Consider the following 26,859-nt stretch of genomic DNA (forward strand, 5'->3'; position numbering starts at 1 on the left):
TCCCAAGAAAGGTTACGGAGTTTGAACGCGGTCAATACCGTCCTGGGGCCGGTCGACGTCGGCGAACTCGGCATCACGCTGATGCACGAGCACGCCATGCGCCCACCGGCCGCCGGGGGCTATGTGGGCGCACGTTCCTTCTCGCCCGAGCTGACCTCGGCGAAGGTGAGCGCCGCCACCGCGTGGCTCGTGCGTGAAGACCCCTACGCGTGCATGGACAACCTCGATCTGTCCAATGAGGACGACATAGCCGCCGAGATGGAGATCTATGCGGCGGCGGGCGGCCGCACACTCGTCGACAACACCAATGGACCCAGCCGCAACCCCGCGGCACTCGTGCGACTCGCACAGCGCACCGGCCTCAACATCATCATGGGCAGCGGCTGGTCACTCGGCAACGCCCAAGCAACACCGACGGGCGACAACGACCCGGAGCCGCTGGCGGCGAGTCTTGTCGCGGAGCACCACGACGGCGTGACTTTGCCGGACGGTTCCACCGTCCGTCCCGGCATCATCGGCGAAATCGCGGTGGGTACCGAATTCACGACCGCACAACGCACGACCCTGACCGCGGCGGCTATCGCGCAACGAGAAGTTAGAGTTCCGCTGCTGATCCATCTTCCCGGATGGCAGCGACGCGGTCATGAGGTCCTGGACGTCGTGCTCGGGATGGGCGTTTCACCCCGATCCGTCGTGCTCTGTCACATGGATCCCTCCGGCAAAGACCTTGTGTACCAGCGCGACCTGGCGAGCAGGGGCGCATGGCTCGAGTTCGACATGATCGGCATGGACGCCAACTACCCGGGGGAGGGCCAGTCCCCGTCGGTGCAGGACACAGTGGATGCCGTGACAGGGCTCATCGATGACGGCTACGCAGGACAGTTGCTGCTCTCTCAGGACGTCAGCCTGAAGACCATGTGGACGCGCAATGGGGGCAACGGCTACGGCTACGTCCTCAAGGCGTTCATTCCGCGACTTCTCGAACGAGGTATTTCCGCTGATACCTGTCGCGGGATCCTCACCGACAATCCGGCCGCGGTATTCGCCGGGGCGTGGCTGTGAACCTCGCTCGTCTGCTTGCAAAACGGGCTCTTCCCAGATGAGGGTGTAGCGGCTGTTCGTTGGCTCAGGGGCGCGTCGGTGACCGGATAGGGGTCGAGGTCTTCCGGGGATGGGAGTTCTGACACTGCCGATCTGGAAGACCTCGACGTGCCTGACGCTACCTTCGCTTGCCCTGACCTGACCACGTTCTGCCGACTCGACGAGCTCGGCCTCGAAGCCGTTGGGCAGCGCCTCGAACCCGAGCGTGCTGTGCTGGCGTGTCGGGTGGTCGAGCCGGACCAGTGGTGCCGTCGCTGCGGCTGCGAAGGCGTGCCGCGGGACACCGTGATCAGACGGCTGGCGCACGAGCCGTTGGGCTGGCGGCCGACCACGTTGGAGGTGGTCGTGCCGCGCTACCGGTGCACCGGCTGGCGGGCACGTATGGCGCCAAGACACCAGCACGGCGGCCGAGCCTCGGGCCAAGCTGTCGCGTCGTGGCCTGCGGTGGGCTCTGGAGGGTCTCGTGGTCCAGCACCTGACCGTGGCCCGGATTGCCGAAGGGCTCGGCGTGGCCTGGGACACTGCCAACGACGCCGTCCTGGCCGAGGGCAAGCGAGTCCTGATCGATGACGAGCACCGCTTCGACGGCGTCACCACGATCGGCGTGGATGAACACGTGTGGAGGCACACCCGACGCGGGGACAAGTACGTCACGGTGATCATCGACCTCACCGGGATCCGCGACGGCACCGGACCCGCACGCCTGTTGGACATGGTCGAGGGACGGTCCAAGCAGGCGCTCAAGACCTGGCTCGCCGACCGCCCCGAGGCCTGGCGCGACGCGGTCGAGGTGGTCGCGATGGATGGCTTCACCGGCTTCAAGACCGCAGCGGCTGAGGAACTTCCCGAGGCGGTCGCGGTGATGGATCCATTCCATGTGGTGCGCTTGGCCGGCGACGCGCTGGACCAGTGCCGGCGTCGGGTTCAGCAGGCCATCCACGGCCACCGGGGACGCAAGGACGACCCGCTCTACAAGTCGCGTCGGACGCTGCACACCGGCGCCGACCTGCTCACCGACGAGCAGAAGGACCGCCTCTCCGCGCTGTTCGCCGACGACCACCATGTCGAGGTCGAAGCCACCTGGGGCATCTATCAGCGGATGATCGCCGCCTACCGCGAGCCCGACCGGGCGAAGGGACGAGAGTTGATGGTCAAGCTCATCGGGTCTGTCAGCGCTGGCGTGCCGAAGGCCCTCACCGAGATCATCACCCTGGGCCGCACATTGAAGAAGCGAGGAGCCGACGTACTGGCCTACTTCGACCGGCCCAGCACCTCCAACGGCCCGACCGAGGCGATCAGCGGCCGGCTCGAGCACCTCCGCGGCTCCGCCCTCGGGTTCCGCAACCTGACGAACTACATCGCCAGATCACTCCTCGAGTCCGGCGGGTTCAGGCCGCAACTACACCCTCGAGTGGGATGAGCCCTCTATCGTCGGTCCATGACCACTCGACTGAACCCCTACCTCAGCTTCGCGGGTGATGCCTCGGCCGCCCTGGCGTTCTACCAGGACGTGTTCGGCGGCGATCTCACGATCAACCACTTCGGCGACTTCGGCACCGACGACCACGGCATGGGCAACCAGGTCATGCACGGCCAGCTGGAAACAGCGTCTGGCCTCACGCTGATGGCCGCCGACATGCTGCCGGGCGAGACGGTGCGGCCTGGGAACAACCTCGCGGTCAGCCTCGGCGGGGACGACACCGAGGAACTGCGCGGCTACTGGCAGGCGCTGTCGGACGGAGGGACCGTGACGGTCGAGCTGGCCACCCAGCCGTGGGGCGACGAGTTCGGGATGTGCGTCGACCGGTTCGGGACCTCGTGGCTGGTCAACATCGCCGGGGGCGGCTGACCTACCCGATCCGCGCTGCGCCCGGTCGGCGATGCCGCGGCCGGCGGCAGTCCCCTTGCGCTCGAACCTCGTCACCGGCCGCTCGGCCCAGCGATCGACCACGCCACCCTCGAAGGCCCGGCTCGGCATCGAGCACCCGCACCATCTGCTCGGCGTAGTCGGCCCAGTCGGTGGCCAGCCGCCACACGCCCCCCCGGACGGAGGCGACTCGCCGCGAGGGCCGCGAAGGGTGGGGTGACCAGCCGGCCCTCCGATCGAGCGGATCGCGGCCGACGTACGTCGGATCCACCACCAGCTGCTCAGCCTCCCCGGGGGTGCCGGCGGCCCGGCTGCGGGGCTGGCGCGCGGCCCACGACGACGTGCTAGACCGGCGGCTTCAGACCCCACCTACACCCTCGATTGGGATGAGCCGCAAAACGTTTTGCGTGATAAAGTGGCGACCAGCCTGTAGCACGAATGCGAAGGAGTTCCCGTCGACGACGTAGATCCCCCCTCGGAACGCCCTGCTTCCGCCAAGCCGGTTTCCATTCGTGACGTGGCCAAACGAGCAGGCGTGAGCATCACGACGGTGTCTCATGCCCTTTCGGGTAAGCGGCCGGTCGCGGAGGAGACTGCGGCACGTATCCGTGCGCTGGTTCCCGAGCTCGGGTATGTGCCCTACTTCGCCGCGCGGACACTTCAGTCAGGCCGGTCGTTCATGATCGGCCTTGTCGTCCCAGACGTTTCCAATCCGTTCTTCGGGGCTATCGCGACCGGCGTGGAGGACCTGGCTCACGGCCGGGAATACGGAGTTTCCCTCTTCACGTCGCGCTCGGATCCTCGGCGGGAAAAGCGATACTTCAACATGCTCCGCAACGGAACCATTGACGGCCTCGTCTATAACGCGGGTATGGCGCCGTGGGACGACATGCTCGCCACGGTCGCCGCTCAGTTCCCCGTCGTCGCCGTCGACGAGGAGATCGTGGGCATCGACTGTCCCGTCGTGACCAGTGATCACTGGGAGGGCGGGAGGCTTGCGGCACTTCACTTCAGGGAACTCGGCCATCGCCGTGTTGCCGTGATCACCGGTCCAACCGGGCTGCGCTCGAGCGAGTTGAGGGCCTCCGGATTCACGGACGTCTACCCGGATGCCGTCGTCCGGACAGGCGATTACACCGAGGCCGCGGGCATTGCTTTCGGTGCTGAGTTGATTACTTCGCTGCCTGAGGTGACCGGCGTTTTTGCCGCGAACGATCTGATGGCATTCGGGCTCACCGCAGAGCTGCAACGCTCAGGCAAGGTTGTGCCGGCTGACGTATCCATCGTCGGATTCGACGATGTCGATTTCGCGCGGCGCGTCAGTCCACCACTGACGACCATTCGGCAGTCGCCCGTTGACCTCGGCCGGAGAGCAGCAACTGCACTGCTCGACCGGGTGCTGGGGCAGAAGGGGACGTCTTTCACCCACCAGTTACTGGACGTCGAGTTGATCGTGCGATCGAGCACGACCAGCGTCCATCTGCCGTAGTTGCTGACTGAGGAGGCTTGGTCGCGCACCCAGATGGGCGACCGTTTGCCGGGCGGCGAGGTTCGCTGTCGTCAAGGCCCCCAGCCCGGCCTCCCCTCGGAGGATCGCGCCACAATAGGCTGCGGCAAAGCAGTCGCCTGCGCCGGTGGTGTCCACCACCGGCAAGGGTGACGCGGCCGCCGGGGCTGTGGTCCAGCCGCTGCGAGCGCGGAGTTGACTACCGGCCGCGCCCCGGGTCACGACAAGTTCGAAGTTGTGCACAATAGCAGCGGACTCGAGCGCCTCCGCAAATGGATCGAAGGTCTCGTCGGCACAGAACACGATGTCGAACCAATCGAACGGGACATCCTCGATCCCGTTGCGGAGCGTCGAGATCTCCAATGTTGTGGCGAGCGTTGAGACGCGCTCGCGAATCGACGACATGTTGTCGAGCAGGTGTTCTCCCCACACACCCACATACCCGAGATCGAACGATGGTGAACCGAGCGAATCCAGCGCGTTGCGCAGGCCGGCGATGATGCGGGCACGGTCGGGTGCCACGTCGATCAGGATCGCGCGATCGCCATCCGAGGGCACCAGAACGTAACAAGTGTTCCCCGGACCGGCTGTAGTCCCGTCCAAACGCAGTTCGACGCCTCGGCTCGAGAGGTCGTCGAGGTCGTGCTGGGCGAGCGGGTCCGAAGTCGCCGACCCAACGGCGGTGACCGAAGTTCCGAAGGAGGCCAGGTTGGCGGCGAAGTTGCCGTTCACACCGCCGGGGTGGATGGAAGTGTGGGGGAGCAAGGCTTTGTCCCCGCCGGCGGGCAGGTGGTTCACCTCGAGGTAGATGTCCGTACTCGACCGGTCCAGCACGACGAGTGCGGTGGTCCTGAGAGAAGACGGCACGCACTTTTCCTTCCATTTCCTCAGGTTGACCGGGTTTACCGGCCCTCGACCACCGCGGCGAACTCTGCGGAGAGGGTCGCGAGGTCGATGTCGTTGACGGTGGACACGAGGCGGTACCATTCCTCGTTCGCGGCGGCCCGCCCGCTGAAGGTTCCGCTGATAGCGGCGGCCATGGTGCCGACCGTGTCGGTGTCGTCGCCTACGTTCGCCGCGCCGACCGCGGTGAGGTTCACGTCGCCGCGCGCCGCAACGACCAGCGCGATCGCTGCCGGAACCGACTCAGCGGTTGCCAGGCCGGATCCCACGACCTCGCCGATGTCCCGAACCGCGTCCTTGAACGTGGACGCGTTCGTGGCAACCTCCGTCGCGGACGCAATGCGGCGTGCGACTGAAGGTCCGGCGACTTCGCGACCCTGCTCGAGACCGAGTCCTTCGCCGATTGTCGCGCCTTCGATCGCGGCGGCGACGATCTCGTCGACGGTGCAGCCGGCGGACGCGACCGCACAACCCGCGGCGATCGCAGCCGCGCCGGCAATAGCGACGTTCGTATTGTGACTGGGGAGACAGATCATCGCGGCGGTGCGGGCAGCGGCATCGACATCACCCGGGTTCAGCCACCCGGCGGGCGCCGCCTTCATCGCTCCACCGTTGCTGGTACCGGTGAACGATTCGACGCTTCCCCGCCCGACGGTTCCCGGATCCTCGCCCGCCCTCAGCCGGCTCAACGCCCGCCGGGTCGTCGGCCCGGAATACTGGACGACGCTGGGGTCGTCCGACCAGTCCAGGAACGCTTGCACGAATCCGGCCACGGTCGCCCCACGGTTCGCGATAATCGCGCGAGACATATAGACGATCAGTGACGAATCGTCGGTCCACGCGCCAGTCCGCCGAGTCTGCCCATAAGGCTTGAACCGGAAATCGACGAAATCGTCCAGCCAACCGTACAGTTCGAAAATCTCCTTCTGGCTGAGCGTTTCGGTGAGTGATCCGAGGGCGTCTCCAACGACCACTCCATACATTCCGCCATGGATCCGGTCGCGAAGGGTTTGTGTGCCTGAACTCGTCATAGGGCGGCCTTTCCGGGGCGTTGTTTCGGCTCAAGGGTGGGGAACGTCCCGCGACATGTTCAAGGAGAACAAGTCCGGCGCGTACTGGGCTTGCGACCATTCGACCGGGCCACGATCGCCGTCCGTGGCCAGCGATGTGACCTGAAGCATCGCCGCGCCAAAGGAAACCTCCATGATCGCCGTGTCACGTTCCGAGCAGAAGGCGACCTGGACCGACACCGTCGAAGGCACCGGATTGATACGTAGCTTCCGAAGTTCTTCGTACAACGACTCGCCGTGGGCGAACTGCTCCGGATCGGCGAATGCGTCGACGGGAATCCCCCGTGTCCACGAGTCGAGGCTAGCCACGGGCCGGCCGTCGACGATGAACCGGCGGAGCAGATGGAACGCGGCGTCGCCTGGGGATGATTGAAGCTCACGCGCCACGTCCGCGGGTGGGACGGCGTGCGTTTGGATCAGCACGTCCGTTTCGAACAGCACCCCGTGCTCACGCAGACCGTTGGTGATGCCACCCCACGCCGCGAGCGGACGCTGCTCGCTTCGCGGCCGGACCAGCGTCCCGCGTCCTTGCTTGCGCTCGACAATTCCCGACTGGGCGAGCTGGTCCAGAGCGCCACGCACCGGGGCGAGACTCACGCCGAGGCTGGTCGCCAGTTCTCTCTCGGTTGGCAGCTTCTTGTTGACGGCGTACTCGCCGGATTCGATTCCGTCCAGAAGGTGCCAACGGACCATGTCCTGCAAGGAGTCGGTGGACCTTCCTTGAAGCGCCGACATTCGATCTACGGTAGCCACGAGGAAAGATTATAATCTTATGTTCTTTGAGTCAAGTGCCTGCGGAGGTAGATGGGCGGTGGGTAAGAAGCTCGGACCGTAGGTCACGTACAGCGCGGCAGTGGGACGACCGTCTTCCGTAATAGGGCGAGGCCGGTCGGGAAATGGGCAGGTTCTGGATCTCCGGTCCCCACAGTAGGTCCGGGCAACTTGGACATCCATTGACCGGACCCACTTCGGGGATTCGACGGGTGAGGGCAGTTCTGACCTGATCGTCACACGGTGACGACGATCTTTCCCTGGGTGCGGCTGTGTTCGGACTGCTGATGGGCTTCCGCGATCTTGTCCAACGGGTAGGTCGCGGCGAGGTATGGGGTGTACCCGCCGTGGGTCCCCAGCGCGGCGCCTTCCTGGAGTACGGCGGAGTCGTTTTCGGCGATGAGGTGCCGCACTTGTGCGACTCGGCGGCGCAGCCGGATCGCATTGCCTGTCGCGTCCCTGGGCCCGGGGCTGCCGGCTGCTCGTGCCTCGCCGGTGCGCGCAGGCGTTGTCCGGACCACAGCAGTGCGGTGCTCAGGCGGTAACTGGTCAGGTGGCCGAGGCTGATCCCGGCTCGTTGCAACAGGTGTTCGCCCGCCCGGGCAGTAGATGGCCCGCGGTGACCGCGCGTGCGCTGGGCGTACCCGCCACCGCGCGGTGCCGGACGAGCGAGTGGGGCTTTACCGGAGCCTGCTGGCGGAACGCCGGGTCCTGGTGACCCTCGACGACGCGCTCGACGAGGCTCAGATGGCGCCCTTGATACCGGCGAGCGGGACCTACGGTGCGCTCATCACCGGCCGGGGGCTGGCCGGTCTGGGTGGTGCGTGGCTGGTAGAGCGGCGAGATGTCCGAGGCCGGCAGCCTGGCCCTGCTCGGTCACAGCGCTTCGCGCCGACATGGACCGCTTCGAATCCTGGTTGCACGCCGGTGGCCATCTCGAGCGCTCCCGCAAACCACGCCGCTGGTTCCGCCGGCCCACGCGCTGAACAACTGGCGGTCAGGTGTCGGTGATGCCGCGGGCGACTTCGGTGATCGCGGTGGCGTCGATTCCGGCCTGCTGGAGTTGTCCGGTGGGAGTGGCCGAGCCCGCAGGGCGAGTACGCTGGATCGCCACGTTGACCCGCCGTTCCGGAACACGGCTCGGGCTCGGCGTGGTCGAGGCTGCGGACGGTCCTAACGAGACACTGCCGGTGCGCTGTCTGTCCCGGGGCAAACCTGGAGCACGGGTATGCGTTGGACAGCATCGAACGGCAGCCAACTGCGCTGAACGGCCGCGTTTTTCCTGCGGTTTCTCGTTTCCGCGGCTAGATAGGTCTGCACCACATCGCTGGCAATGAGGGCGTCAGGAGTTCGAGCCCACTTGGTCCGGTACCGAGCGCGCCGCCGGCATCGCCCGCGAAAGCGCGGACATCATCCTGATCAGCTCTGATCTCAACCACCTCGCCCGCACCATCACCGTCGCGCGACGCGCTCGGCGCACCGTGGTGGTCACCTTCGCCGGAACCATCACCGTCGACCTCATCGGGATACTGCTCGCCGCATCGGGATGCTCCGGCCGCTCATCGCGGCGATCGTCCACGTCGGCAGCGAAATCGTATTTCATCCTCAACTCCAATCGAGCCAGGAGGCGGCACCACGGAATGGGTGCCGACGCGGGACGGACGACGGCTGCACGCGATGGTGCCGGGCCCCACGGACGGCCCGGCGGTGGTGTTCGAAGCCGGTGCCGCCGCGAGCCGGTCGTCGTGGGCCGCGGTGCAGTCCTTGGTGGCCGGCGACGCCCGGACGATCGTCTACGACCGCTCCGGCCTGAGCCGCAGCGCGCCCGACCCCAGCGGCCGCACCCTGCGCCGGATGACCGATGAGCTGGGCAGTGTCCTCGACCACGTCGCACCCGGCCCGTTCATCCTGGCCGGACACAGCGCCGGTGGCCCGATCGCACGCCTCGCGGTCGCCGTGGACCCGGAGCGGGTCGCCGGTCTGGTCCTGGTCGACCCGGCCGACGAGGCGGCGGATGTCCTGTTCGGACGGTCGTTCCGGCGTGCGGAACGCCTCGCGGTCGGCGCGGGAGCGATACTGGTCGGGTTGCGCCTGCTCGGGTTCTTCTTCCGCGACCACCTTCGCGGAGTCCCGGACGACGTTCGCGACGACCTGCGCCGCGAGGCGTTCACCCCCGGGGTGATCCGCACGCGGCGCGAGCAGGCCCGCACGTTCCTCGACGAGCTGGCCCAGTGGCGAGCGCTTGCTCCGGTCTTTGGCCGTTGTCGACGCGTTAAGTGCTCGCTGGTTGACCTGCGAGGTTGGGTCGTGTGGTGGCCGCCCGCGTAGACGGGCTTGCCGCCAGGGGCGAGGATGCGGTGTTGTCGTTGCGGCCCCGGGTTGCTAATGCCTCCATCCGGCGGATTGTTCTCAAGCCGTAGGTCTGTGCGCTCGTCGTCGATGCCGTCTTGGTGATTGGTGCGGCTGTCGAGCTGGTGTTCGCCGTTGGTGAGGGCGGTGTCGACGGCGTCGTGCGCGACGTGGCGCGGGAGGTGTCCGTAGCTCTCGGAGGTCGTGGACGTGGATGCGGGGCTGGCCGCGTCGGTGAGCTGATGTTGTTGATGTCGGACAGGGTGCAGCGGGCGAACAGGACGCGGTCGTCGAGGTGGGCATCGGACCAGTGCGGGGCGAGCGCTTCGCCTTTGCGCATGCCGGTGCCGAGGATGAGTCGTGCAGCGGCGTCAGCGGTCGGCGGTGGCGGTGCAGTGGCGAAGGAACGCGGTGGCCTGCTGGCTGTCCAGCAGACGCGTTCGACGCGGGCCGGACGTGCGATCGCGGTGTAGCGGGCGGCGTTGTGTGTGAGGCGGCGGTGCCGGAACGCGCCGGTCAATGCTCTGGACAGACAGCGTTGCGATACGGCGGCGGAGGGTGATCAGTCCTCGCCCGGCTGTGAGTTGGTCGGCGACGAACTGGGCAGTGGTGCAGGTGTTCCAGGCGGATGGTGCTCGACAGCGGCCTGGGCCTCGGTTTTCGTGGCGAACTCCGACAGGGAAGTCACCGCCATTTGTTCCTGGCGAGAAGATCGTCGAGCGTTTCCCTTGGACCACAGGACGATCGAGCGCGTTGCCAGGCTGGTTCGTGACATCGATGGCCCGACCGAGCGGCGTGGAAGGGAGCTGGCCGAATTGCCGCGTAGTGCCGCATGGACCGACCCGCCGGAGTACGACGGCTCACCACGGATCCCATGGCTCGTCGAGGTACTCACCGAGCAGTTGACCGTCGGCTACGTCGGCGGGCGGCCGGTTTTGGGCGAGATCACGGGAGACGCCGATGCGCCGGTCTTCGGTGCACCGGGCGACCCCGCCCGTCGTCTGCCCCGGATCGTGCCTCATCCAGTTGGACGCTAAGAACTTCATGGATCCGGTCCGAAACTTCCGCAACTTCATCCACCCGAGGGCTCAATGGGAAAGCGCATTCGTGCCGGATCACGAACCGTGACGCTGTGCTGGGCCCGTCCACACCGTGCTCAACGACCTCGAGGAAAGCCTCGCCGGTCGCGAGTACGTCATCGTACCCTCGCCGGTGAGGTACTCCGGCGTTCCGTGCGGGCCCGCGAGCACGCGGACGTCGGCTCGGTGTTCGTCGGCCGGGGATCACGACCCACCCGAACCGGCGGTCGGGCTGTGCTCGAAGCGGGCGATCTCGCGAAGGGACTCGACTGCTTGGCGCACTGAGGCTTCCCAGAGCACTTCACCGTAGGCCGGCGTCGCCTGGGTGGGATCTCCGATGACGCCGGGTGTGCCGAAGTCGTCCGAGAGCCATCCGAAGCTCACGGGGCGCCCGTTGAATCCGATGTGCTGGAAGCTCGCGAGGTGCTCGGGCACCCAGCGCTCGGCACGCGAGAGGTCGACGAGTTCGGGCCGGAGGTGCAGTACGAGCGAAGTTTCCGCGGCTCCGCCGTGGATGCCGAGCCCGTTCTCGTCGAGCCCTTCGCCCGCGGGCGGGTCCGCGCGGACGAGCGAGGGCATGAGGAAGGTCTTCAGCCCGGATCGTCTGCGGATTTCCCGCAGCGCCACCTGGAGCAGCGCGACGTTGCCGCCATGCCCGTTGACGAACACGAGTGTGCCGGCCCCCATGAGCTCGACCGACCGTCCGATGTGGACGACCGTCCGGAACAGGGTCTCGGCGTCGAGCCAGACCGTGCCGGGCGCCCAGCTGTGCTCGTCCGATTTCGTGTAGGTGAGCGTGGGGAGCTGCCAGACGTCGATGCCCCCGGCGGCGGCACGTTCGATGGCGGCGCTCGCCACTGCTTCGGCGAGCAGGGCATCGGTGCCGAGCGGCAGGTGCGGCCCGTGGTGCTCGAGCGCACCCGTGGGGAGGACGACGATCGACTGCCTGCCGATCCGGTGCGCGAGAGACGGGCCCGCGAGTTCGGCGATGGTGCGGTTCATCCGGCCCCTGTCAGATCTTGGACTGCGCGGGCAGCGTCACGTCGAGCTCGGGCACGCCCAGGTGGCCGGGGTTGAGCAGCCCCTCCGGGTCGGTGCGTTCCTTGAGCGCGAGGAGTTCTTCGACTTCGTGGTCGACGTAGAACTGATGCGGGCTGTGGACCCGCACGCCGAGTTCGATGAGTTTCGCGTACCCCGCGTAGACATCCGCCGCGCCCGTGTATTCCGCGACGAGCATCCCGATGGGGAACCGGTGCGCGGCCTCGATGTGCAGCATGCCGCCGGGATACACGGCCTCGACCTCGTGGATGCGGTCGATCAGCGCCTCGCCGCCGACCTCGACGTGGAAGTAGTCCTTGCCGGGGCTGTTCTTCTTGAGCCACCAGATGGGGTGGTTGTAGGAGAGCATCGAGACCTTCAATATCCGTTGAGTCCCTTCGCGCACGTCTTCGATCGAGCCGCCGGCGGCGGCGACGAGCGATGACGCCTCGTCGAGTGCCACCGCATCGATGATCGCGCGCAGGCTGGCGTGCCCGGCGAGGATCGCGGGGTCCGCGGGGAGCCGTTCCGCCACGGCGGCCCGGTCCGCGCTCACGAGCCGTGGCGGCGGCTCGAGCGTGCGGAGTGTCCGCACCGCGGCGAGAGCCCCTTCGAAGGCAGGGAAGCTCGCGTAGACGGCGCGCCAGTCCTGGGCCGGTTCGAGCCGGACCGTGGCGCGGGCGATCACCCCCGCGGTGCCGTAGGTGTGCACGAAGGTCCGCGCGTCGTCGCCCTCGACATGGACAAGGGCCGGCTCGGTGCCGGGAAGTGCGACATCGAGCGCGACGACGAAGCCTTCCCAGTTCGAGCCGTGCGCGATCGACCCCGTGCCGCCCGAACCCCCGGAGAGGAAGCCTCCCACGGTGGACTGTGCTGTCGACGGATACATCCAGAGCTGCTGGCCGCTCGCGACGGCCGCCTGTTCGAGAAGCACCATGGGCGCCCCGGCTTCGGCGGTGATGACGCCGTCGCCCACCTCGACGACAGCGCGGGCGCGCGTCGTGTCCAGGATCAGGCCGCCGCGCAACGGGATGCCCTGCCCGTAGTTGCCCGTGCCCTTGCCGCGTGCCGTGATGGGGACGCGGCGGCGGGTCGCGGCAGCCACCACCATCGCGATCTGCTCCGCGTCCGCCGGGTAGGCCACCAGGTCGGCGAGCCCGAGCGGCAGCTGATCGGACAGGATGGGGCTCATCGTGGCCTCGTCGACCGAGGCGCGCTCGCGGGCCTTGAGGTCGGTGCTCGCGCCGCGCTCGCCGAGCAGTTCGACGAGTTCGGCACGCAAAGCCTCGATGGACCTGGGGGGCGTCATGGCGCTCACCAGCCGAAGCCCGACCGCCTCTCCGGAATTTACTGGGTTGGTCACGTTGTCGACGGACGGTGCTGCTTGATCACGTACTTGTGGCTGGCTTGCGTCACGTTCCCCTGAGGTGCGGCCGGGAAGTGCTCGGCTTGATTCCATCTCCGCTCACCATCCAAGGCTGATAGTCGGGTCGAGGAACTGGTTCGTGACGAGGTCGCCGGCGACCAGACCGCTCTTGACGTGACCGCCCGACTTGCCGAAGATCGGCGCCGCGATCTTGATGAGGTCGGAGACGCGCTGGTCGTCCATCGCGCCGACATGGCCGTGGCCCGCGTCGGTGGCGATTTTCAGGTCCTTCATCTGCGCGACGGCGGTCTTGCCCACCGCGGCGTCATACGTCCAGCCGTTGTTGTAGGCCGTCACGAGCTTGTCGATGAGGTCGTTGGTCGCAGTCGGGTTCTTGATGAAGTCGACGTCGGCCTGCTGCATGACGGGCACGAGCTTCTTGAGGCACGGCGAGAGCGTGGTCAGATCGCCGGTGCGGACGGACATCGTCTCGGGGTACGGCGACCAGCCGGTGTCCGCGACGAGCTGGAACTTGACCGGCTTGCCCCACGCGGTGACCTCGTTCTGGTACACGTACGGCTCAGCGGTCGCGAAGCCCTGCTGCGCGTCCTTTCCCTTGGCCGTCACGAATTTCGCCGGGCTGCCGTCGTAGCTCCCGTCGAGGACGCCGCTGGGCAGGTAGCCCGCGTCGGTCAGATAGGCCATGTAGGCGGCGCCGTTGAAGTACCGGACCACACCGCCGTTCGCCTGCAACCGGACGCCGAGGTCCTTGATCGTGGCGACGTCCGGGTAGGTCTTCGGGTCCCACATGATCATCATCGGCGACTTGTCGTTTTCCGCGAACACGGCCGTGGTCGGCATGTTTCCGGAGAATTCGATCGCCTCGTCGGTGGAGACATAGCCGAGGGTGATCGTTTTGTCCTGGGCCATCTGCGCCGAGACGGTCGAGTAGCCGATCGCGGGCCCGCCCGCGCGGATTTCGAGCTTGACGCCGGTCGGCTTGCCGTTCGCGTAGAGGTCGCCGGTGACGGACTTCTGGCTGGCATCGATCGAGGGGCCGGGGCCGAGCATCTGGTAGATGTGCCCGTGATCGGCCTCGGGATTCCAGTCGGTCTGGACCACGACGGTCGAGGGGCACACACCGGAGAGGTCGATGGCGGGTCCGGTCGCCGTGGGTGCCGTCGGGGCCTGTCCGCCGGCGTCGGTGGGTCCGCCACAGGCCGTGAGGGCGACGGCGAGAGTGGCGGCGGCCGCGACGGCGACGGCGGTGCGGGGTCGAGTGCGCATGGTGCTCCGTTTCCGGGGGGTGTGGTCAGGTGAAGTCGAACCATCGGCCGACCGCGAGCCGGCCGATGAGCCCGAAGACGAGGAAGACGGCGATGCCGTAGAGCGAGGCGATGATGATCGTCGCGTACAGCTCGGGCCCCATCAGGCGGGACGCCGTGACCTGGATGAGGACGCCGAGGCCGGGATTGCCCCGCTGGAAGAACTGGTCGCCCACGATCGCGCCGATCACGGACAGGCCCGCCGACGTGCGGAGTCCGACGAAGATCGAGGGGAGCGCGGCGGGCAGATGCAGTTTGAGGAGCCGGGTCAGCCGGCCGGCGCCTTGGAGTTCGAAGAGCTCGCGTTGCGCGCGGTCCGCGGAGTGCAGGCCGAAGAGCGTGTTCGAAACCATCGGAAACAACGCGATCATGACGGTGACGATCACGCGGGAGAGGAAGGCGTAGCCGAAGAGCGCCCCGATGAGCGGCACGAGCGCGAGGATCGGCACGCACTGGAGTACGACAGCGTAGGGATAAAGCGCTTTCTCGAGGCCCTTCGCCTGTGCCATGACGGTGGCCCACAGGACGCCGAGGACGATCGCCACGGCGAGACCGACGAGCGAAACCAGCGTCGTGCGGCCGAGCGATGCCCACAGCTCCGCGTTGAAACCGGTCGGTTCGCCGTCGGGGCGCGTGTCGTGGATGATCGACATCAGCACGAGATGTGGATAGGGCACGAGATAGGGCAGTTGGACCTTCTGGTCGTAATAGGCGGCTACCGCGTACCACAGCCCGACGAAGATGCCGAACACGACGACGGGCTGCCACCACGACGCCCGTTTCCGCACACGCCGGGGCTTGTGGGCGGCGCGCGCGGCGGTGGCACGGCGGGTCGCGGTCTCCTGGAGCGTGGGCATCAGCGGTGCCCCTCCCTGAGCGCGTGCGAAACGTCGCCGACAAGCTCGGCGAACTCGGGCGTGAAGCGGATGTCCGGGTCCCGGGGCATCGGGAACGGCACGTCGAAACGCTGGACGACGGTGCCCGGCCGGCCGGACATGACGACGACCCTGGTCGAGAGGTAGACGGCCTCGGAGACCGAGTGCGTGATGAACAGCCCCGCGAAGCGCTGTTCGACGAACAGTCGCAGGAGCTCGTCGTTGAGGCGTTCGCGGGTGATCTCGTCCAGCGCCCCGAACGGCTCGTCGAACAGGAACAGCTCGGGGTCGAGCGTGAGCGAGCGCGCGAGTGAGACACGCATCTTCATGCCGCCCGAGAGTTGTTTCGGGAGATGCTTTTCGAAGCCGGTGAGGCCGACGAGGTCGATCGCGGCGGCCGCCTTCGCCGAACGGTCCACTTTGGACTTTCGGTGGAGTTCCGCGAGGAGCTCGACATTGCCCTGGACCGACCGCCAGGGCAGCAGCGTGGCGTCCTGGAAGACGTAGCCGATGCGGTTCGCGCTCACGCCGGCCGTTCCGCCCGAAGCCGATTCGAGGCCCGACGCGATGCGCAGAAGCGTGGATTTGCCGCATCCGCTCGGTCCCACGATCGAGACGAACTCGCCGCGGTCCACGGTGAGGTCGACGCCGCTCAGAGCCACCGTGCCGTCGGGGAAGACGAGTTCGACGTCGCGGAAGTCCAGCAGGGTCGAGCGAACGGCGGTCGTGATGGACATGGCAACTCCCTTCAGGAAGCAGGGACGAGTGCGGGCGGATCGTGCGGCCGGACAACGGACATCGCCGGGAGCTCGCGGCGTGTCTCGGTGATCGCGACGACGCGGCCGCGGTGGATGACGACGCGGTCGGCGGGCGCGGTGGCGATCGCCTCGACGAGGTTCTCGGCCCGGACGGCGAGGAAGTCGGCTTGGGCGCCGGCCTCGGTCGCCGCGGGCGGTAGCCCCATGACGGATCGCGCCCCGGCGCTCACGAGTCCGTAGGCCTCCTCCGGCGAGAGATGGCCCGCCGTAACGAGAAGCGCGGCGGTTTCGAGCGCGTCGCCGCGGCCCACGGGGTTGAACGGATCCCGGACGTTGTCCGCCCCGGCACCGAGGCGGACGCCCGCGTCGAGCAGCTCGCGCAACGGCGCGAGACCGCGCGGCGTCGCGACGGGGTGGTCGCGGCCCTGGAGATAGAGGTTCGTGATGGGCAGGGTGACGATGCCGAGGTCCGCGGTTTTGACGTCCGCGATGATCGCGTCCCGGCGCGCGGCGTCGAGCGTGCCGAGCCGCACGCAGTGCCCCGCGGTGCGCGGGCGGTCGCTCGGCCAGTCGCGCACCATGCGGGCGTAGGCGTCGAGGGTGACGGGGCCGAAGAGGTTCTCGTCGGTGTGGAGGTCGACGCCGATCCCGCGCCGCTCCGCGAGCGCGAGCAGTCGCGCGAGGTCCGCCGCGGGATCGGGTGCGAGATGCGGAGCGCCGCCGACCAGGTCGGCGCCGGCGTCCAGGACCGCTTCCACCAGGTGGTCGGGGCAGTGCGGCCCCGCGAGGGCCACCAACTGGATGTCCATGAGGCCCGCGAGTTCCTCGCGGACCTGAGCGAGGGCGCGGGCTCCGCGCGTCGCGTCCCCGGCGCTCACCCGGCCGTCGCCGAGAACGTCGACGTGCGAACGGATCGCGGTGATGCCCGCGGCGAGCATTGCGAGGGCCTGCGCGCGGGCGCGCTCGACGATCGACTCGATGCCCATCGTCGGTGCGTGGGCGTGCCACGCGTCGATCGCGGAGCCGAGGTCACCGAGCGGCGGGTTGACGGCGTCGAAACTCCGGGCCTTGTCGAGATGGGCATGGGGCTCGGCCGGCGCGGGAAGCAGCAGCCGGCCACTCAGATCGAGCGCCGGCTCGGGGGTGCTGACCGCGCCCGCGGCGGTGACCTCGCTGACCACGCCCGAGGCGATCGAGAGGTCCACGACGCGCCCGTCGGGCAGCTTCGCGTTGCGGACCGCGGCGACCGGGCGGGGTAGTGAGTTCGCCATGGTTGCTCCGGTGTCGGGGTGTTGCGGAACAGCGATAATGTTGATTCCATCAACATCGTGGACGGTACGGAGCCGAGATTTCCCACGTGTAACGCCGCGTGTTCTTTGTGTTGCCCTTGCTGCCCGGCGGGGAGGTGCCTGTGAAGGAGGCCGACCCCGCGCCGTCACGGGTCGTCGACGAGCAGGCCGAGCGGGTCGGCAACCGCATCCGCCAGATGCGCCGGTCCCGGGGCCTCACGCTCGTCCAGCTGGCCGGCCGCACGGGACTTTCGCACCCGTTCCTGAGTCAGGTGGAGCGAGGACACGCTCGCCCGAGCATGGTTTCGCTCGACCGCATCGCGGCGGCCCTCGGCACGACCCAGGTCGAGCTCATCGCCGCCGGTGACCCGGGTTCACGGGATGCCGAGGACGAGCGACCTGACGTTCTGCGTGCGGGCGAGGGCGCACGCAACGAGTTCCCCAACGGCGAGGTCAGGCTGCTCACGCGGGGCCGGCGGGCGTTCGATCCGATCGAATGGGCCGGGACCAACACCGACCTCGGGGACTACTTTCGCCACTCCGAGGACGAGTTCGTCTACGTCGTGAGCGGCGCGCTGCTGCTGGACCTCGAGAGCGACGGGACGGTCCGGCTCGGCGCGGGAGACTCCGTCTACTACCAGGGCGGCACGGCGCACCGCTGGTGCTCGCCCGACGGATCGCGCTACCACCTCGTCGTGGTGAAACAGAGGCCGGACCAGAAAACCCCGGAGCGTCCATGACCGACCCGTCCCGCCACGCCGCGCACGACGTCGTCGTTCGGTCGAAGACCCTGGCCGCGGACGGCGTCGTCGTCCTGGACCTCGCGGCCGCCCACGGCGGTGACCTGCCCGCGTGGCGGCCCGGAGCACACATCGACCTCGTCCTGCCGACCGGCGATGAGCGCCAGTACTCGCTGTGCGGGGCGTTGGGCGAAGGTGTCTGGCAGGTTGCCGTGCGGTACGACGAGGCGGGCCGCGGGGGATCGGCCTACGTCCACAATGTCCTTGACACCGGGGCTCTTCTGCGTGCCCGCGGGCCGATCCATCATTTCGAGTTGCGGCCGGAGGTGCCCGCGCTCTTCATCGCGGGCGGTATCGGCATCACGGGAACGTCGAGCTGCGGGTCAGTGGCGAGGGCTCCCGGCTCGACCCTGGCCGGCTCCTGGGTGTTCCCTCGGTGGGAACCGCCGTGTACTGCTGCGGTCCCGCGGGGCTCATGGAAGCGGTCGCGATGTGGGCGTGGCCGCGGGGTTCCTTGCGGGTCGAGCGGTTCGCGCCGAAGGTGGTCACGGCGACGGCCGATGCCGAGTTCGAGGTGGAGCTCGCGCTTTCGGGCCGGACGCTTTCGGTGCCGCCGGGGCGGTCCATTTTGGACGTTGCCGAGGACGCCGGGATTCTCGTGGTCTCCTCCTGCCGTGAGGGCACGTGTGGCACGTGCGAGACCACGATCCTCGAGGGCGCCGCCGACCACCGCGACTCGATCCTGAGCGACGACGAGCAGCACACCATCCATGATGATCTGCGTCTCGCGCTCGCGCGGCGGCAGGCTCGTCCTCGAACTGTGAAAGGGACCCATGCTGACGATTCGGGGCTCGGAGCGCATCCTCGTCGATGCGTCCACGGAGGACAGTGGCGACCTCATGCTCGACGACGGTTCCCCGCACGGGACGGTGCTCGATGCCTCGGGATGCGTGGTGACGCCGGGGCTCGTCAATGCCCACCATCACCTCCTGCAGTGCGCGTTCCGCACGCTGCCCGGAACGCGCGGAGTACCGATGGCCGAGTGGCTGCCCGCGATGGCGGCCGCCTACGGGCGAGTGGGCCACGACCCGGACGCCTACGCCGTAGCCGCCTCGGTGGGTGCCGCCGAAAGTCTCCTGTGCGGCGTCACGACCATCGCGGACCACCATCTGAACTGGCCGCACGGCGTCCCGATCGCGGACACGGTGGCCCTCGCCGGCGCGACGGCCGAGGCCGTTCGGTCGCTCGGTGCGCGGCTGGTCTTCGTGCGTGGCTCGGCCCGGGACGATCCGGAGTGGGCGGGCGAGTCCGCCGAGGCCATCGTGACCGCGCTCGTCCCCGGGGCCGCCGGCAGCGGTGGGCTCTCGCCTGATGGGATGCTGCAGCTCGCTGTCGGCCCGGCCGGGGTCCACTCCGATTCGCGGGAGACGTTCGTGACCCTCGGTGTGGTCGCGGCCCGCTATGGCTTGCGCCGCCGGACTCAGGCCAACGAACAAGTCGACACCGCGATCGCCGTCGAGCGCTACGGGCGCAGGCCGCTCCAGCTCCTCGACGAATGGGGCTGGCTGGGACCGGACGTCACGGTGGCACACCTGTGTGACGTCACGCCCGAAGAGATCGGCCTCCTCGCACGGGCGGGTGTGACCGCGACGCACGCTCCGGGGTGCGACGTTCCGATGGGGTGGGGTGTGGCGCCGGTCGCCGCGCTGCTCGAGGCGGGCGTCGTGGTCGGCCTGGGCACGAGCGGCGGGGGAAGCAACGATGCCGGGCATCTGCTCGCTGATGCGCGCCTCGCCCTGCAGATCTCGGGTCTCGCGGGGCCGCAGCTTCCCGCGCGCGTCGTGCTCGGGATGGCCACGGCCGGCTCCGCCTCGGGGCTGGGACGGTCCGATCTCGGGCATCTGGGCGCCGGTTCGGCAGGTGACCTGTGCGTGTGGGACGTTTCCGGCGCCGGGGATGCCGGCGTGCACGATCCCGTCGCGGGACTCCTGTGGGCTTCGCCAGGGCGGCGGCCGAAACACGTGGTCGTCGGAGGTCGCGTCGTTGTCCGGGATTACCGGCTGGTCACGGCCGACGAGGCGGAACTCGTGGCCCGCCTGCGTGAACGACTCACCCGCACCCCGCCTACGGTCTGACCGTCCGGCCACGATTGACCCGGAGAAGGCTGCGGAGGGCTGTCCGCCGTACGGCTCGCAAGACGGAACGGACCCGGACGACGATCAAGCGGAGTTCCTGGTGCCCGGCGCGCAGCCTCGCGCCCGTCGTGCAAGAAGGGGAGGACTTCGTCGTTGGCGAAGCTCCCCCGTATCTGTGCCGAAACGTCGGAACGCATCCGCAAGGCTGGCCGAACGACATCGCCGGCTCACGCTCATGGCCGCCGCCCGCAGACAGGCGGGTAACTGACCGCGTTCATCGAGGACCGAGACGCGATGCCGGCCGACCCGTTCCCGCGCACGGCGACCACGAGGAGTGACTCACCAGGTGACTGCGAAACGCAAGCACACCGACGCCGACCTGGACGCTGACCTGGCCGAGTGATCACGGCGTGACCAGGCGATCGCCGACCCACAGGGTGTCCCTCAAGTCGACACCGAGCTTCATCGCGAGTCTCCTCGGGCGGGATCTTTCGCCGACATTGATATCTGACATCAGTGAGTCGGTGTTCCATCAACCATTGTCAGGGTGTGCGGCGCCCTGTTCGCCGACCGCTCGGCCCGGGGGGCTCAGCCGGTGAATTCGTTGACGCCGAGGGCGAAGTCCCAGTGGCCGACCCCGTTGCCGGCGAGGCCCATCGTGACCAGGCCCATTCCTTCCAGCCAGTGGGCCATTTTCAGGCTGCCGACGTCCAGCGGGCGTAGCCCGAGGCTCTCGATGAATGCCGCCACGCTCGCCTTGGCCTGCGCATTGTCGCCGGCGATGAAGACGTTGGGCCGGCCCTTCTCCAGGACCTGACGGAAGATGGTGTTGAAGGCCTTCACCACGCTGGCGCTGGCCGGGGCCACCTTGGCGACTTCCTGCGCGATCGAGGTCTCCTCGCTGTGGGCCAGTCCGTCGAACGTGGCGTTGAAGGGGTTGCTGATGTCGACGATGACCTTGCCCGTGAGGGTGTCTCCGTACTCGGCGACGACCGGAACGACACCGTCGTACAACAGGGCCGTGATGACGATGTCCCCGGCCGGGACGGCGCCCCACTTTCCCGCCGTCGCGCCGCCGCCCAGAGCCTTGGCCAAGCCATCGGCCTTGGCCTGATCTCGTCCCATGACCTCGACGGTGTTGCCGCCCGCCACCGCGAGCGTGCCGAGGGTGCGGGCCATGTTCCCCGTACCGATGAGGGTGATGCTGCTCATGAGGTGTGCTCTCTTCCTGTTCAGATGGCGGTGGTGCCGCCGTCGGTGACCAGTTCCAGGCCGTTGACGTAGCTGGAGTCGTCGGAGGCGAGGAACAGGGCGACGGTGGCGATTTCTTCGGGGCGGCCCATCTGTCCGCGGGGGATGAGGGACTCGAATGCGGCTTTGGTTGCCTCGTCCAACAGTTCTTCCTGTTTGGCGGTGGCGACCTGGCCGGGGGTCAGGACGTTGACCCGGATCTTGCGGTCGCGCAGTTCGTTGAGCCAGACGCGGGCCCAGGCCTGCTGGACGGCTTTGCTTCCCGCGTAGAGGCTCCAGCCGGGGAAGGCGCCGAGGGAGGCGTTGGATCCGGTCATGAAGATCGAGCCGTTGTCGTTGATCAGCGGCAGTGCCTTCTGCACGGTGAACAGGGTGCCGCGCGCGTTGAGCCAGAAGGCGCGGTGGAACTGTTCCTCGGTGATCTCGCCGAGGACGGCGGGTTCGCCCATCCCGGCGCTGGCCCACAGCACGTCGATCGAGCCCTTTTCCCGCTTGACCGTGTCGTACAAGCGGTCCAGATCGTCCAGGTCGGCCGCGTCACCCTGCACGGCGGTCACGTTGCGGCCGATCAGCTTGACGGCGTCATCCAGCGCTTCCTGTCGCCGGGCCTGGATGAAGACGTGCGCTCCTTCCTCGACGAACAGTCTGGCGCCGGCCAGTGCCATGCCGGTGGATCCACCGGTGATCACCGCTACCTTGCCATCGAGCTTTCCCACGATCACTCCGTTGAATTGATGGGTGTCCGAAACAGTCCGTGCCGTCAGCTGGCGGAGAAGTAATGGCCGTTGTCCAAATCGGCGAGCAGGCTGGGCTGAGCGGGTTCCCAGCCGAGGGTCCGGCGGGTGATGAGGTTCGATGCCGGGTAGTTCTGGGTGACTATGTTCGCGAGGAACCCGAAGTATCCCGGCACCATCAGTACGTCCGCGGGAACGCTCATGGCGGGCAGGCCCAGACGGCTGCCAATGGCCTCGGCGATCTCGCGGAACGGGATGCCGCCGTCCCCAATCGCATGCCAGCATTTGCCAGCCGGCCCCTTCTCCAGCGCCAGGCGGAACAAGGAGGCGGCATCGCGGATGTGCACGGCGTTCCACAGGTTCGCGCCGTCTCCGGGGTAGCCGACGAAACCCTTCTCCTTCGCGAGCGCGATCAGCTGCACGAGGAAGCCGGCACGATCGGTCGTGCTGTGCGCGATGTTGGCAATCCGCACGACCGAAGACCGCACTCCCCGCTCGGCGAGGCCGACCACGGCGGTTTCCACGACGTTCCGAACCCGCAGGGTGCCCTTGTCTTCATCGCCGCTGGGAAGGGCGGGGTCCTCCTCGATGGCCGACCGGCCCAGGTTCCCGGGCGAGCCGATGCTCCCCGCCGCGACCAGCGGCTTTCCGGTTCCCGCGAGTGCCTCGCCATACGCGAGCATGATCGGGAGCTCCGCGGCGGCCACGGCGTCGATCCCCCCGGATGCAAGCAGGTCTTGCCTGTGCGCGACGTGGATGACGCCGTCGGAATCCGCGGCCGCCTCCTTGAGCCCGTCGAGATCCTCGAGGTCGCCGCGACGCACCTTCGCGCCGAGCGCGGACACCGCCGCCGCGGCCGTGTCCGACCGGGCCAGGCCGGTGACCTCGTGCCCGGCGGCGATGAGCTCGGGGATGATGTACGAACCGGCATGGCCGGTCCCGCCAGTGACGAAAACGCGCACGCTACTGCTCCTTGTGAATGATGTGACGCGAGAAGTGGTGGTGCGGTGCGCTCAGCTGAGAATGCTGACGCCGAGGGTGAAGTTGAAGTTCCCCACGCCGTGGTTGGCCAGGCTGATCATCAGCAGGCCCGCTGCTTCCAGCCAGCGCGCCACCTCCAGGCCGCCGGCATCCAGCGGGCGCAGCCCGAGGCTCTCGATGAACGCCGACACGCTCGTCTTGGCCCGCGTGTCATCGCCGGCGAAGAGGACGTCCAGCTGGCGGCCCGGGGCCAGGATGTGGCCGAAGACGGTGTTGAACGCCTTAACGACGTGCGCGCTCGCCGGGACAGCCTTGGCGACCTCGTGCGCGGCGGAACTGCCGTCGGGGGTGGCAAAGCCCTTGAGATCGGGGGCGATGGGGTTGCAGATGTCGATGATGACCTTGCCGGCCAGCGCGTCCCCGTAGTGGGCGACGACCGGCAAGACGCTGGCGTACGGCACGGCGAGGATCACGATGTGGCCGGCCGGGGCGGTGCCGAATGTCCCGACAGTGGCACCCCCGAGCGCGGCGGCCAATTCCTTGGCCTTGACCCGGTCGCGGCCGATGATCTCGACTGCGTTGCCGCCGGCGAGCGCCCGGCCGGCCAGGGCGCCGGCCATGTTCCCCAGGCCGATAATGCTGATGCTGCTCATTGGTGTGCCTGCTTTCTGGAGCTGGACGCCGTCGAATAACGCGATGGACGGCGCTCAATTCCTGATGTGCTCATTCCGGGCCTGGGCCTCGCTATCAAATCCGATGCCGAATTCTTATACCGAATTCGCTTTGGCCCCGTCAGTTACCTATTCAGGCTGCCATTGGCCCGAATGGCTGTCCAAGACCTCTTTCAGCCGTGGTGATACCCTGGAGGCATCACCGGACCGGGAGGTGCCGTGGATCTGGACCTGCGCAAACTGCGCTATTTCGTCGCCGTGGCCGACCGGTTGCACTTCGGCCGCGCCGCCGATGAGCTGCACATCGCGCAGCCGGCGCTCAGCCGCCAGATCCGCGCGCTGGAGCAGGATCTCGGCGCCTCGCTGTTCACCAGGGATCGCCACGGCGTGGCGCTGACCGACGCGGGCCGACAACTGCTGGCCGACGCCGGTCCGCTGCTGGCCTCCGCGCACGCGGTCCGCCGCCGGGTGTCCGTGGCCGCCCGTGGCAGCCGGCGGCTGGTGGTCGGATTCCGGGCCGGCATCCCGGTCATCCCGGCGACGCGGGCGTTCGAGGCCCGGCATCCGGACGTGGTCGTGGATGTGCAGCGGATGGAATGGGACGACCAGGCCCCGATGCTGCTCGACGGCCGCGTCGACGTCGGCTATGTGCGGCTGCCTATCGACGAGACCGGCCTGCGCGTGACTCCGCTGTACACCGAGCCGCTCATGGTGGTGCTGCCCGCCGGTCACCGGTTGGCCGGCAAGGAGGAGGTCACCGAGGCCGACCTGGCCGGTGAGCCGCTGGTCTGGCATGCCGACCCGAGCACGCAGCCCACGAGGCGCCCGCACCCCGACTCCGGACTCCGGGTGCGCGGGGTCGAGGAGACGCTCGAGCACGTCGCGGCCGGCCGGGGCATCTCGTTCGTGGGGCGTTCGGCGACCGTGTTCTACTCGCGTCCGGACATCAGCTACGTACCCATCCCGGAACTCCCGCCCGACCAGGTATGCCTCGCGGTGGCGGCATCACGCACCTCGCCGCTGGCCGACGACTTCTTCACCGCGGCGCAAGCGACGGCCGAGATCACGGCAGAATGCGGAAACTACGATGTGGGTGCGGCTGTCGTGGAGTGACCACGCGGCCTGTCGGATGAGCCCGTCGAGGTATATCCAGGCAGCCACAATCCACCGTCAGCACGGGCGCACGCGTCACGCCTCGCCGACACCACACAAACGGCCGAACATCAACATGGGCGGGGAACAAATCTCATCCTCATGTCGTATACGGCATCCGCACGACATCGCTGATGAGATTATGACATCAGAGCTGCACTTCCATGACCTACGTCACACGCACGAGACGTGGCTGGTCGAGGACCGGGTACTCGGGATCATGCGGCTGCTGCGGCTCGGACGCAAGCGCAAGGACGTCGACGACCTCTATTCGCACGTCACCGACCAGATGATCGAGGACACGCTGCAGGCCCTGCAGCAGCGGTGGGAGCAGGATGGCGGCTGGACCTGGACCGAAAGCCCCGCCGTGGAGCCAGAAGCGGCATGATCCCTTCGGATGGGGGCAGGTGGTCAGCAGACCGTGCTCCCAAACTGCTCCCCGAAACCACCGATGGCCTGCCGATGAAGATCATCGGCAGGCCATCTGACGTGGAAAAACAGGGAGTGGGCGATACTGGGATCGAACCAGTGACCTCTTCGGTGTGAACGAAGCGCTCTCCCGCTGAGCTAATCGCCCCCGTGCGGTACGAGTGAGAACTCTAGCGGATGCCGTTCGTGCTGTGGCAAACGGGTGGTCTTGGTCGCGCACCGTCCGCGTACGAGCAGGCACACTGCGAACAACCGGGTGGTAGCGACCATCGTTTTCCGGCCGGGGCGAGCCATGTCACCTGCGACATCGGGGACACCGTGCTGTCGCTCGACGACTAAACCGAGCAGTATGTACGAGGTGGACGATCACGAGGCCGGCCACCGAGGCCGCTGCCCGGGCGAAAGGTGAGGAACGAACTCGGCGGACCCGATGAACTCAACTGGGTGATCGTGCGTCAAACAGTGAGCGGATCGGGATGTTGAGACGTCCCACCCGTGAACCCGGCCGGGTGGGCCGTGGAGGGAGACGAAAGGTAAGGCCATGCGCAACGATCACGTGACGCTCCGCTCGACGGCGGTGTTCGACCTGCTGGCGCCGCGTACCCCGGCGGTCCCGGTCAAGGTCGAGCTGCGCTACGACACTCGTGACCCGTACGCCGTAGTCGCCGCGTTCCGCACCGGCCGCGCGGGCTGGGTGGAATGGGTCTACGCCCGCGACCTGCTCGCCGACGGCCTGCTGGCCGAGGCCGGCGACGGGGACGTGCGGATCCGGCCGTCCGTCGAGGACCCCGAGTCGGTGCTGATCGAGCTGAACTCGCCGTCCGGGCACGCCATGTTCGAGGCCTCGGCCCAGGAGCTGGCCGACTTCCTCGACCGCACCTACGACGTCGTCCTGCCGGGCAACGAGCACCTGTGGGTCGACGTGGACGACGCGCTGACCCACCTCATCCCCAACGATCTCGGTTGATGACTCGCTGCGACCGGATCGGGCACCCCCCTGTGATCGGCGGATTCCGGGTCCAGTATGGTTTTCCCATCACGACGACAGCATGGTGGGTGTTGGCGTCGCGAGTAACGCGGACGTAGCGCAGCTGGTAGCGCATCACCTTGCCAAGGTGAGGGTCGCGGGTTCGAATCCCGTCGTCCGCTCGGAGAGAGGCCTTCTCGGGCCTGTCGCGGTGGAGTGGCCGAGAGGCGAGGCAACGGCCTGCAAAGCCGTGTACACGGGTTCGAATCCCGTCTCCACCTCGCGCGATTAGCTCAGCGGGAGAGCGCTACCTTGACACGGTAGAGGTCACTGGTTCGATCCCAGTATCGCGCACCATCTGTTTTCCCTGGTCACATGGCCTGTCGGCGATCTTCGCTGGCAGGCCATTGTCGTGTCTGGGGAGCAGATTGGGAGCACGGGGTGGTGAACACTGTGCGGTTTCGCTTAGTACTCAGCCCCGGTCCCAGGTTGTGCGTGCCG

General features: G+C 67.9%; 25 protein-coding genes, 4 tRNA genes and 2 pseudogenes. 14 read left to right on the plus strand and 17 right to left on the minus strand.

Going from position 1 to position 26,859, the window contains the following annotated elements; translation table 11 throughout:
• Window positions 1-21 precede the first annotated feature (21 nt).
• The 4 genes and pseudogenes from LOZ83_RS32660 (at window position 22) to LOZ83_RS32680 (ending at window position 4,457) form a co-directional block, all read left to right on the plus strand.
• Window positions 22-1,062 (plus strand): phosphotriesterase, encoded by a 1,041-nt coding sequence (locus LOZ83_RS32660; protein ID WP_236795613.1) that lies wholly within the window; start codon window positions 22-24, stop codon window positions 1,060-1,062.
• A 147-nt stretch (window positions 1,063-1,209) separates the two neighbouring features.
• Window positions 1,210-2,521: pseudogene (locus LOZ83_RS32665) on the plus strand (ISL3 family transposase).
• 18 nt (window positions 2,522-2,539) lie between these two features.
• Window positions 2,540-2,950, plus strand: a complete 411-nt coding sequence (locus LOZ83_RS32670) for a VOC family protein (RefSeq protein ID WP_236795614.1) — start codon at window positions 2,540-2,542, stop codon at window positions 2,948-2,950.
• 535 nt (window positions 2,951-3,485) lie between these two features.
• Window positions 3,486-4,457 (plus strand): LacI family DNA-binding transcriptional regulator, encoded by a 972-nt coding sequence (locus LOZ83_RS32680; protein ID WP_308190354.1) that lies wholly within the window; start codon window positions 3,486-3,488, stop codon window positions 4,455-4,457.
• Here LOZ83_RS32680 and LOZ83_RS32685 read toward each other — a convergent pair.
• The 5 genes from LOZ83_RS32685 to LOZ83_RS32705 all read right to left on the minus strand — a co-directional run bounded on the left by LOZ83_RS32685 (window position 4,401) and on the right by LOZ83_RS32705 (window position 8,822).
• The gene (locus LOZ83_RS32685) at window positions 4,401-5,309 is read right to left on the minus strand and encodes a carbohydrate kinase family protein (protein ID WP_236795616.1); all 909 of its coding nucleotides are present in this window, start codon (window positions 5,307-5,309) and stop codon (window positions 4,401-4,403) included. The two genes, LOZ83_RS32680 and LOZ83_RS32685, sit on opposite strands and share 57 nt — an antisense overlap.
• Before the next feature lie 68 nt (window positions 5,310-5,377).
• A complete protein-coding gene (locus tag LOZ83_RS32690) occupies window positions 5,378-6,361 on the minus strand; it encodes an ADP-ribosylglycohydrolase family protein (protein ID WP_236795617.1) in 984 nt (327 codons plus the stop codon).
• A gap of 78 nt (window positions 6,362-6,439) precedes the next feature.
• Window positions 6,440-7,183, minus strand: coding sequence for a GntR family transcriptional regulator (locus LOZ83_RS32695; protein ID WP_236795618.1), 744 nt, complete (start codon window positions 7,181-7,183; stop codon window positions 6,440-6,442).
• 272 nt (window positions 7,184-7,455) lie between these two features.
• Entirely contained in the window at window positions 7,456-7,740 is a 285-nt protein-coding gene (locus LOZ83_RS32700) for a zinc-binding dehydrogenase (RefSeq protein ID WP_308190356.1), read from the minus strand.
• A gap of 821 nt (window positions 7,741-8,561) precedes the next feature.
• The gene (locus tag LOZ83_RS32705) at window positions 8,562-8,822 is read right to left on the minus strand and encodes a hypothetical protein (RefSeq protein ID WP_236795620.1); all 261 of its coding nucleotides are present in this window, start codon (window positions 8,820-8,822) and stop codon (window positions 8,562-8,564) included.
• 41 nt (window positions 8,823-8,863) lie between these two features.
• Here LOZ83_RS32705 and LOZ83_RS32710 point away from each other — a divergent pair, with 41 nt between their 5' ends.
• On the plus strand, window positions 8,864-9,547 hold the full coding sequence (locus LOZ83_RS32710; protein WP_236795621.1) for an alpha/beta fold hydrolase: 684 nt from the start codon (window positions 8,864-8,866) through the stop codon (window positions 9,545-9,547).
• A gap of 881 nt (window positions 9,548-10,428) precedes the next feature.
• Here the strand turns inward: LOZ83_RS32710 and LOZ83_RS32715 are convergent.
• The 7 genes from LOZ83_RS32715 to LOZ83_RS32745 all read right to left on the minus strand — a co-directional run bounded on the left by LOZ83_RS32715 (window position 10,429) and on the right by LOZ83_RS32745 (window position 17,280).
• Window positions 10,429-10,590, minus strand: a complete 162-nt coding sequence (locus LOZ83_RS32715) for a hypothetical protein (protein ID WP_236795622.1) — start codon at window positions 10,588-10,590, stop codon at window positions 10,429-10,431.
• A gap of 261 nt (window positions 10,591-10,851) precedes the next feature.
• Window positions 10,852-11,649 (minus strand): creatininase family protein, encoded by a 798-nt coding sequence (locus LOZ83_RS32720; RefSeq protein WP_236795623.1) that lies wholly within the window; start codon window positions 11,647-11,649, stop codon window positions 10,852-10,854.
• A 10-nt stretch (window positions 11,650-11,659) separates the two neighbouring features.
• Entirely contained in the window at window positions 11,660-12,994 is a 1,335-nt protein-coding gene (locus LOZ83_RS32725) for an FAD-binding oxidoreductase (RefSeq protein ID WP_236795624.1), read from the minus strand.
• Window positions 12,995-13,150: 156 nt separating this feature from the next.
• Window positions 13,151-14,338: an ABC transporter substrate-binding protein gene (locus LOZ83_RS32730; RefSeq protein WP_236795625.1), complete on the minus strand. Its 1,188-nt coding sequence runs from the start codon at window positions 14,336-14,338 to the stop codon at window positions 13,151-13,153.
• A 25-nt stretch (window positions 14,339-14,363) separates the two neighbouring features.
• A complete protein-coding gene (locus LOZ83_RS32735; RefSeq protein ID WP_236795626.1) occupies window positions 14,364-15,233 on the minus strand; it encodes an ABC transporter permease in 870 nt (289 codons plus the stop codon).
• Entirely contained in the window at window positions 15,233-15,988 is a 756-nt protein-coding gene (locus LOZ83_RS32740; protein ID WP_236795627.1) for an ABC transporter ATP-binding protein, read from the minus strand. The genes LOZ83_RS32735 and LOZ83_RS32740 overlap by 1 nt, the downstream gene beginning before the upstream one ends.
• Window positions 15,989-15,999: 11 nt before the next feature.
• Complete coding sequence (locus tag LOZ83_RS32745; RefSeq protein ID WP_236795628.1) at window positions 16,000-17,280, minus strand: amidohydrolase family protein; 1,281 nt, start codon at window positions 17,278-17,280, stop codon at window positions 16,000-16,002.
• A 140-nt stretch (window positions 17,281-17,420) separates the two neighbouring features.
• Here LOZ83_RS32745 and LOZ83_RS32750 point away from each other — a divergent pair, with 140 nt between their 5' ends.
• The 3 genes and pseudogenes from LOZ83_RS32750 (at window position 17,421) to LOZ83_RS32760 (ending at window position 20,173) form a co-directional block, all read left to right on the plus strand.
• Window positions 17,421-18,038: a helix-turn-helix domain-containing protein gene (locus tag LOZ83_RS32750; RefSeq protein ID WP_236795629.1), complete on the plus strand. Its 618-nt coding sequence runs from the start codon at window positions 17,421-17,423 to the stop codon at window positions 18,036-18,038.
• A pseudogene (locus tag LOZ83_RS32755) lies at window positions 18,035-18,862 on the plus strand (2Fe-2S iron-sulfur cluster-binding protein). Before LOZ83_RS32750 ends, LOZ83_RS32755 begins: the two are co-directional and overlap by 4 nt.
• Before the next feature lie 9 nt (window positions 18,863-18,871).
• Complete coding sequence (locus tag LOZ83_RS32760; protein WP_236795630.1) at window positions 18,872-20,173, plus strand: amidohydrolase family protein; 1,302 nt, start codon at window positions 18,872-18,874, stop codon at window positions 20,171-20,173.
• Between the two features lie 588 nt (window positions 20,174-20,761).
• Here the strand turns inward: LOZ83_RS32760 and LOZ83_RS32765 are convergent.
• The 4 genes from LOZ83_RS32765 to LOZ83_RS32780 are packed head-to-tail and all read right to left on the minus strand — an operon-like array spanning window position 20,762 to window position 23,792.
• Entirely contained in the window at window positions 20,762-21,385 is a 624-nt protein-coding gene (locus LOZ83_RS32765) for an NADPH-dependent F420 reductase (protein WP_236795631.1), read from the minus strand.
• Between the two features lie 20 nt (window positions 21,386-21,405).
• Window positions 21,406-22,140, minus strand: coding sequence for an SDR family NAD(P)-dependent oxidoreductase (locus LOZ83_RS32770; protein WP_236795632.1), 735 nt, complete (start codon window positions 22,138-22,140; stop codon window positions 21,406-21,408).
• Between the two features lie 44 nt (window positions 22,141-22,184).
• Window positions 22,185-23,120, minus strand: a complete 936-nt coding sequence (locus tag LOZ83_RS32775; protein WP_236795633.1) for an SDR family oxidoreductase — start codon at window positions 23,118-23,120, stop codon at window positions 22,185-22,187.
• Window positions 23,121-23,171: 51 nt separating this feature from the next.
• Window positions 23,172-23,792: an NADPH-dependent F420 reductase gene (locus LOZ83_RS32780; RefSeq protein ID WP_236795634.1), complete on the minus strand. Its 621-nt coding sequence runs from the start codon at window positions 23,790-23,792 to the stop codon at window positions 23,172-23,174.
• 237 nt (window positions 23,793-24,029) lie between these two features.
• On the opposite strand from LOZ83_RS32780, the gene LOZ83_RS32785 reads away from it, so the two are divergent.
• Together LOZ83_RS32785 and LOZ83_RS32790 are read left to right on the plus strand one after the other, a co-directional pair.
• Complete coding sequence (locus LOZ83_RS32785; RefSeq protein ID WP_236795635.1) at window positions 24,030-24,923, plus strand: LysR family transcriptional regulator; 894 nt, start codon at window positions 24,030-24,032, stop codon at window positions 24,921-24,923.
• Between the two features lie 181 nt (window positions 24,924-25,104).
• Entirely contained in the window at window positions 25,105-25,350 is a 246-nt protein-coding gene (locus tag LOZ83_RS32790) for a hypothetical protein (RefSeq protein WP_236795636.1), read from the plus strand.
• Window positions 25,351-25,467: 117 nt separating this feature from the next.
• Here the strand turns inward: LOZ83_RS32790 and LOZ83_RS32795 are convergent.
• Window positions 25,468-25,539: transfer RNA gene (locus tag LOZ83_RS32795), tRNA-Val, on the minus strand.
• A 393-nt stretch (window positions 25,540-25,932) separates the two neighbouring features.
• Between LOZ83_RS32795 and LOZ83_RS32800 the strand changes: the two genes are divergently transcribed.
• From LOZ83_RS32800 to LOZ83_RS32815, 4 genes are all read left to right on the plus strand, one after another.
• Window positions 25,933-26,358 carry an SsgA family sporulation/cell division regulator gene (locus tag LOZ83_RS32800; protein ID WP_027945617.1) on the plus strand — a complete coding sequence of 142 codons (426 nt, stop codon included), beginning with the start codon at window positions 25,933-25,935 and terminating at the stop codon, window positions 26,356-26,358.
• A gap of 109 nt (window positions 26,359-26,467) precedes the next feature.
• Window positions 26,468-26,540 (plus strand) — tRNA-Gly (locus LOZ83_RS32805).
• Between the two features lie 28 nt (window positions 26,541-26,568).
• A tRNA-Cys gene (locus LOZ83_RS32810) sits at window positions 26,569-26,639 on the plus strand.
• A gap of 1 nt (window position 26,640) precedes the next feature.
• Window positions 26,641-26,715 (plus strand) — tRNA-Val (locus tag LOZ83_RS32815).
• Window positions 26,716-26,859 lie beyond the last annotated feature (144 nt).

It is taken from the genome of Amycolatopsis sp. GM8 (assembly GCF_021653975.1).
Taxonomy (GTDB): domain Bacteria; phylum Actinomycetota; class Actinomycetes; order Mycobacteriales; family Pseudonocardiaceae; genus Amycolatopsis_E.

Bases quoted from the DNA above. Each gene is read 5' to 3' on its own strand.
- LOZ83_RS32670 (WP_236795614.1), top strand. From the start codon at position 2,540: ATGACCACTCGACTGAACCCCTACCTCAGCTTCGCGGGTGATGCCTCG.
- LOZ83_RS32690 (WP_236795617.1), bottom strand. From the start codon at position 6,361: ATGTATGGAGTGGTCGTTGGAGACGCCCTCGGATCACTCACCGAAACG.
- LOZ83_RS32695 (WP_236795618.1), bottom strand. From the start codon at position 7,183: ATGTCGGCGCTTCAAGGAAGGTCCACCGACTCCTTGCAGGACATGGTC.
- LOZ83_RS32705 (WP_236795620.1), bottom strand. From the start codon at position 8,822: ATGAAATACGATTTCGCTGCCGACGTGGACGATCGCCGCGATGAGCGG.
- LOZ83_RS32715 (WP_236795622.1), bottom strand. From the start codon at position 10,590: ATGAGGCACGATCCGGGGCAGACGACGGGCGGGGTCGCCCGGTGCACC.
- LOZ83_RS32720 (WP_236795623.1), bottom strand. From the start codon at position 11,649: ATGAACCGCACCATCGCCGAACTCGCGGGCCCGTCTCTCGCGCACCGG.
- LOZ83_RS32725 (WP_236795624.1), bottom strand. From the start codon at position 12,994: ATGACGCCCCCCAGGTCCATCGAGGCTTTGCGTGCCGAACTCGTCGAA.
- LOZ83_RS32730 (WP_236795625.1), bottom strand. From the start codon at position 14,338: ATGCGCACTCGACCCCGCACCGCCGTCGCCGTCGCGGCCGCCGCCACT.
- LOZ83_RS32735 (WP_236795626.1), bottom strand. From the start codon at position 15,233: ATGCCCACGCTCCAGGAGACCGCGACCCGCCGTGCCACCGCCGCGCGC.
- LOZ83_RS32740 (WP_236795627.1), bottom strand. From the start codon at position 15,988: ATGTCCATCACGACCGCCGTTCGCTCGACCCTGCTGGACTTCCGCGAC.
- LOZ83_RS32745 (WP_236795628.1), bottom strand. From the start codon at position 17,280: ATGGCGAACTCACTACCCCGCCCGGTCGCCGCGGTCCGCAACGCGAAG.
- LOZ83_RS32760 (WP_236795630.1), top strand. From the start codon at position 18,872: ATGCTGACGATTCGGGGCTCGGAGCGCATCCTCGTCGATGCGTCCACG.
- LOZ83_RS32765 (WP_236795631.1), bottom strand. From the start codon at position 21,385: ATGAGCAGCATCACCCTCATCGGTACGGGGAACATGGCCCGCACCCTC.
- LOZ83_RS32780 (WP_236795634.1), bottom strand. From the start codon at position 23,792: ATGAGCAGCATCAGCATTATCGGCCTGGGGAACATGGCCGGCGCCCTG.
- LOZ83_RS32790 (WP_236795636.1), top strand. From the start codon at position 25,105: ATGACATCAGAGCTGCACTTCCATGACCTACGTCACACGCACGAGACG.
- LOZ83_RS32800 (WP_027945617.1), top strand. From the start codon at position 25,933: ATGCGCAACGATCACGTGACGCTCCGCTCGACGGCGGTGTTCGACCTG.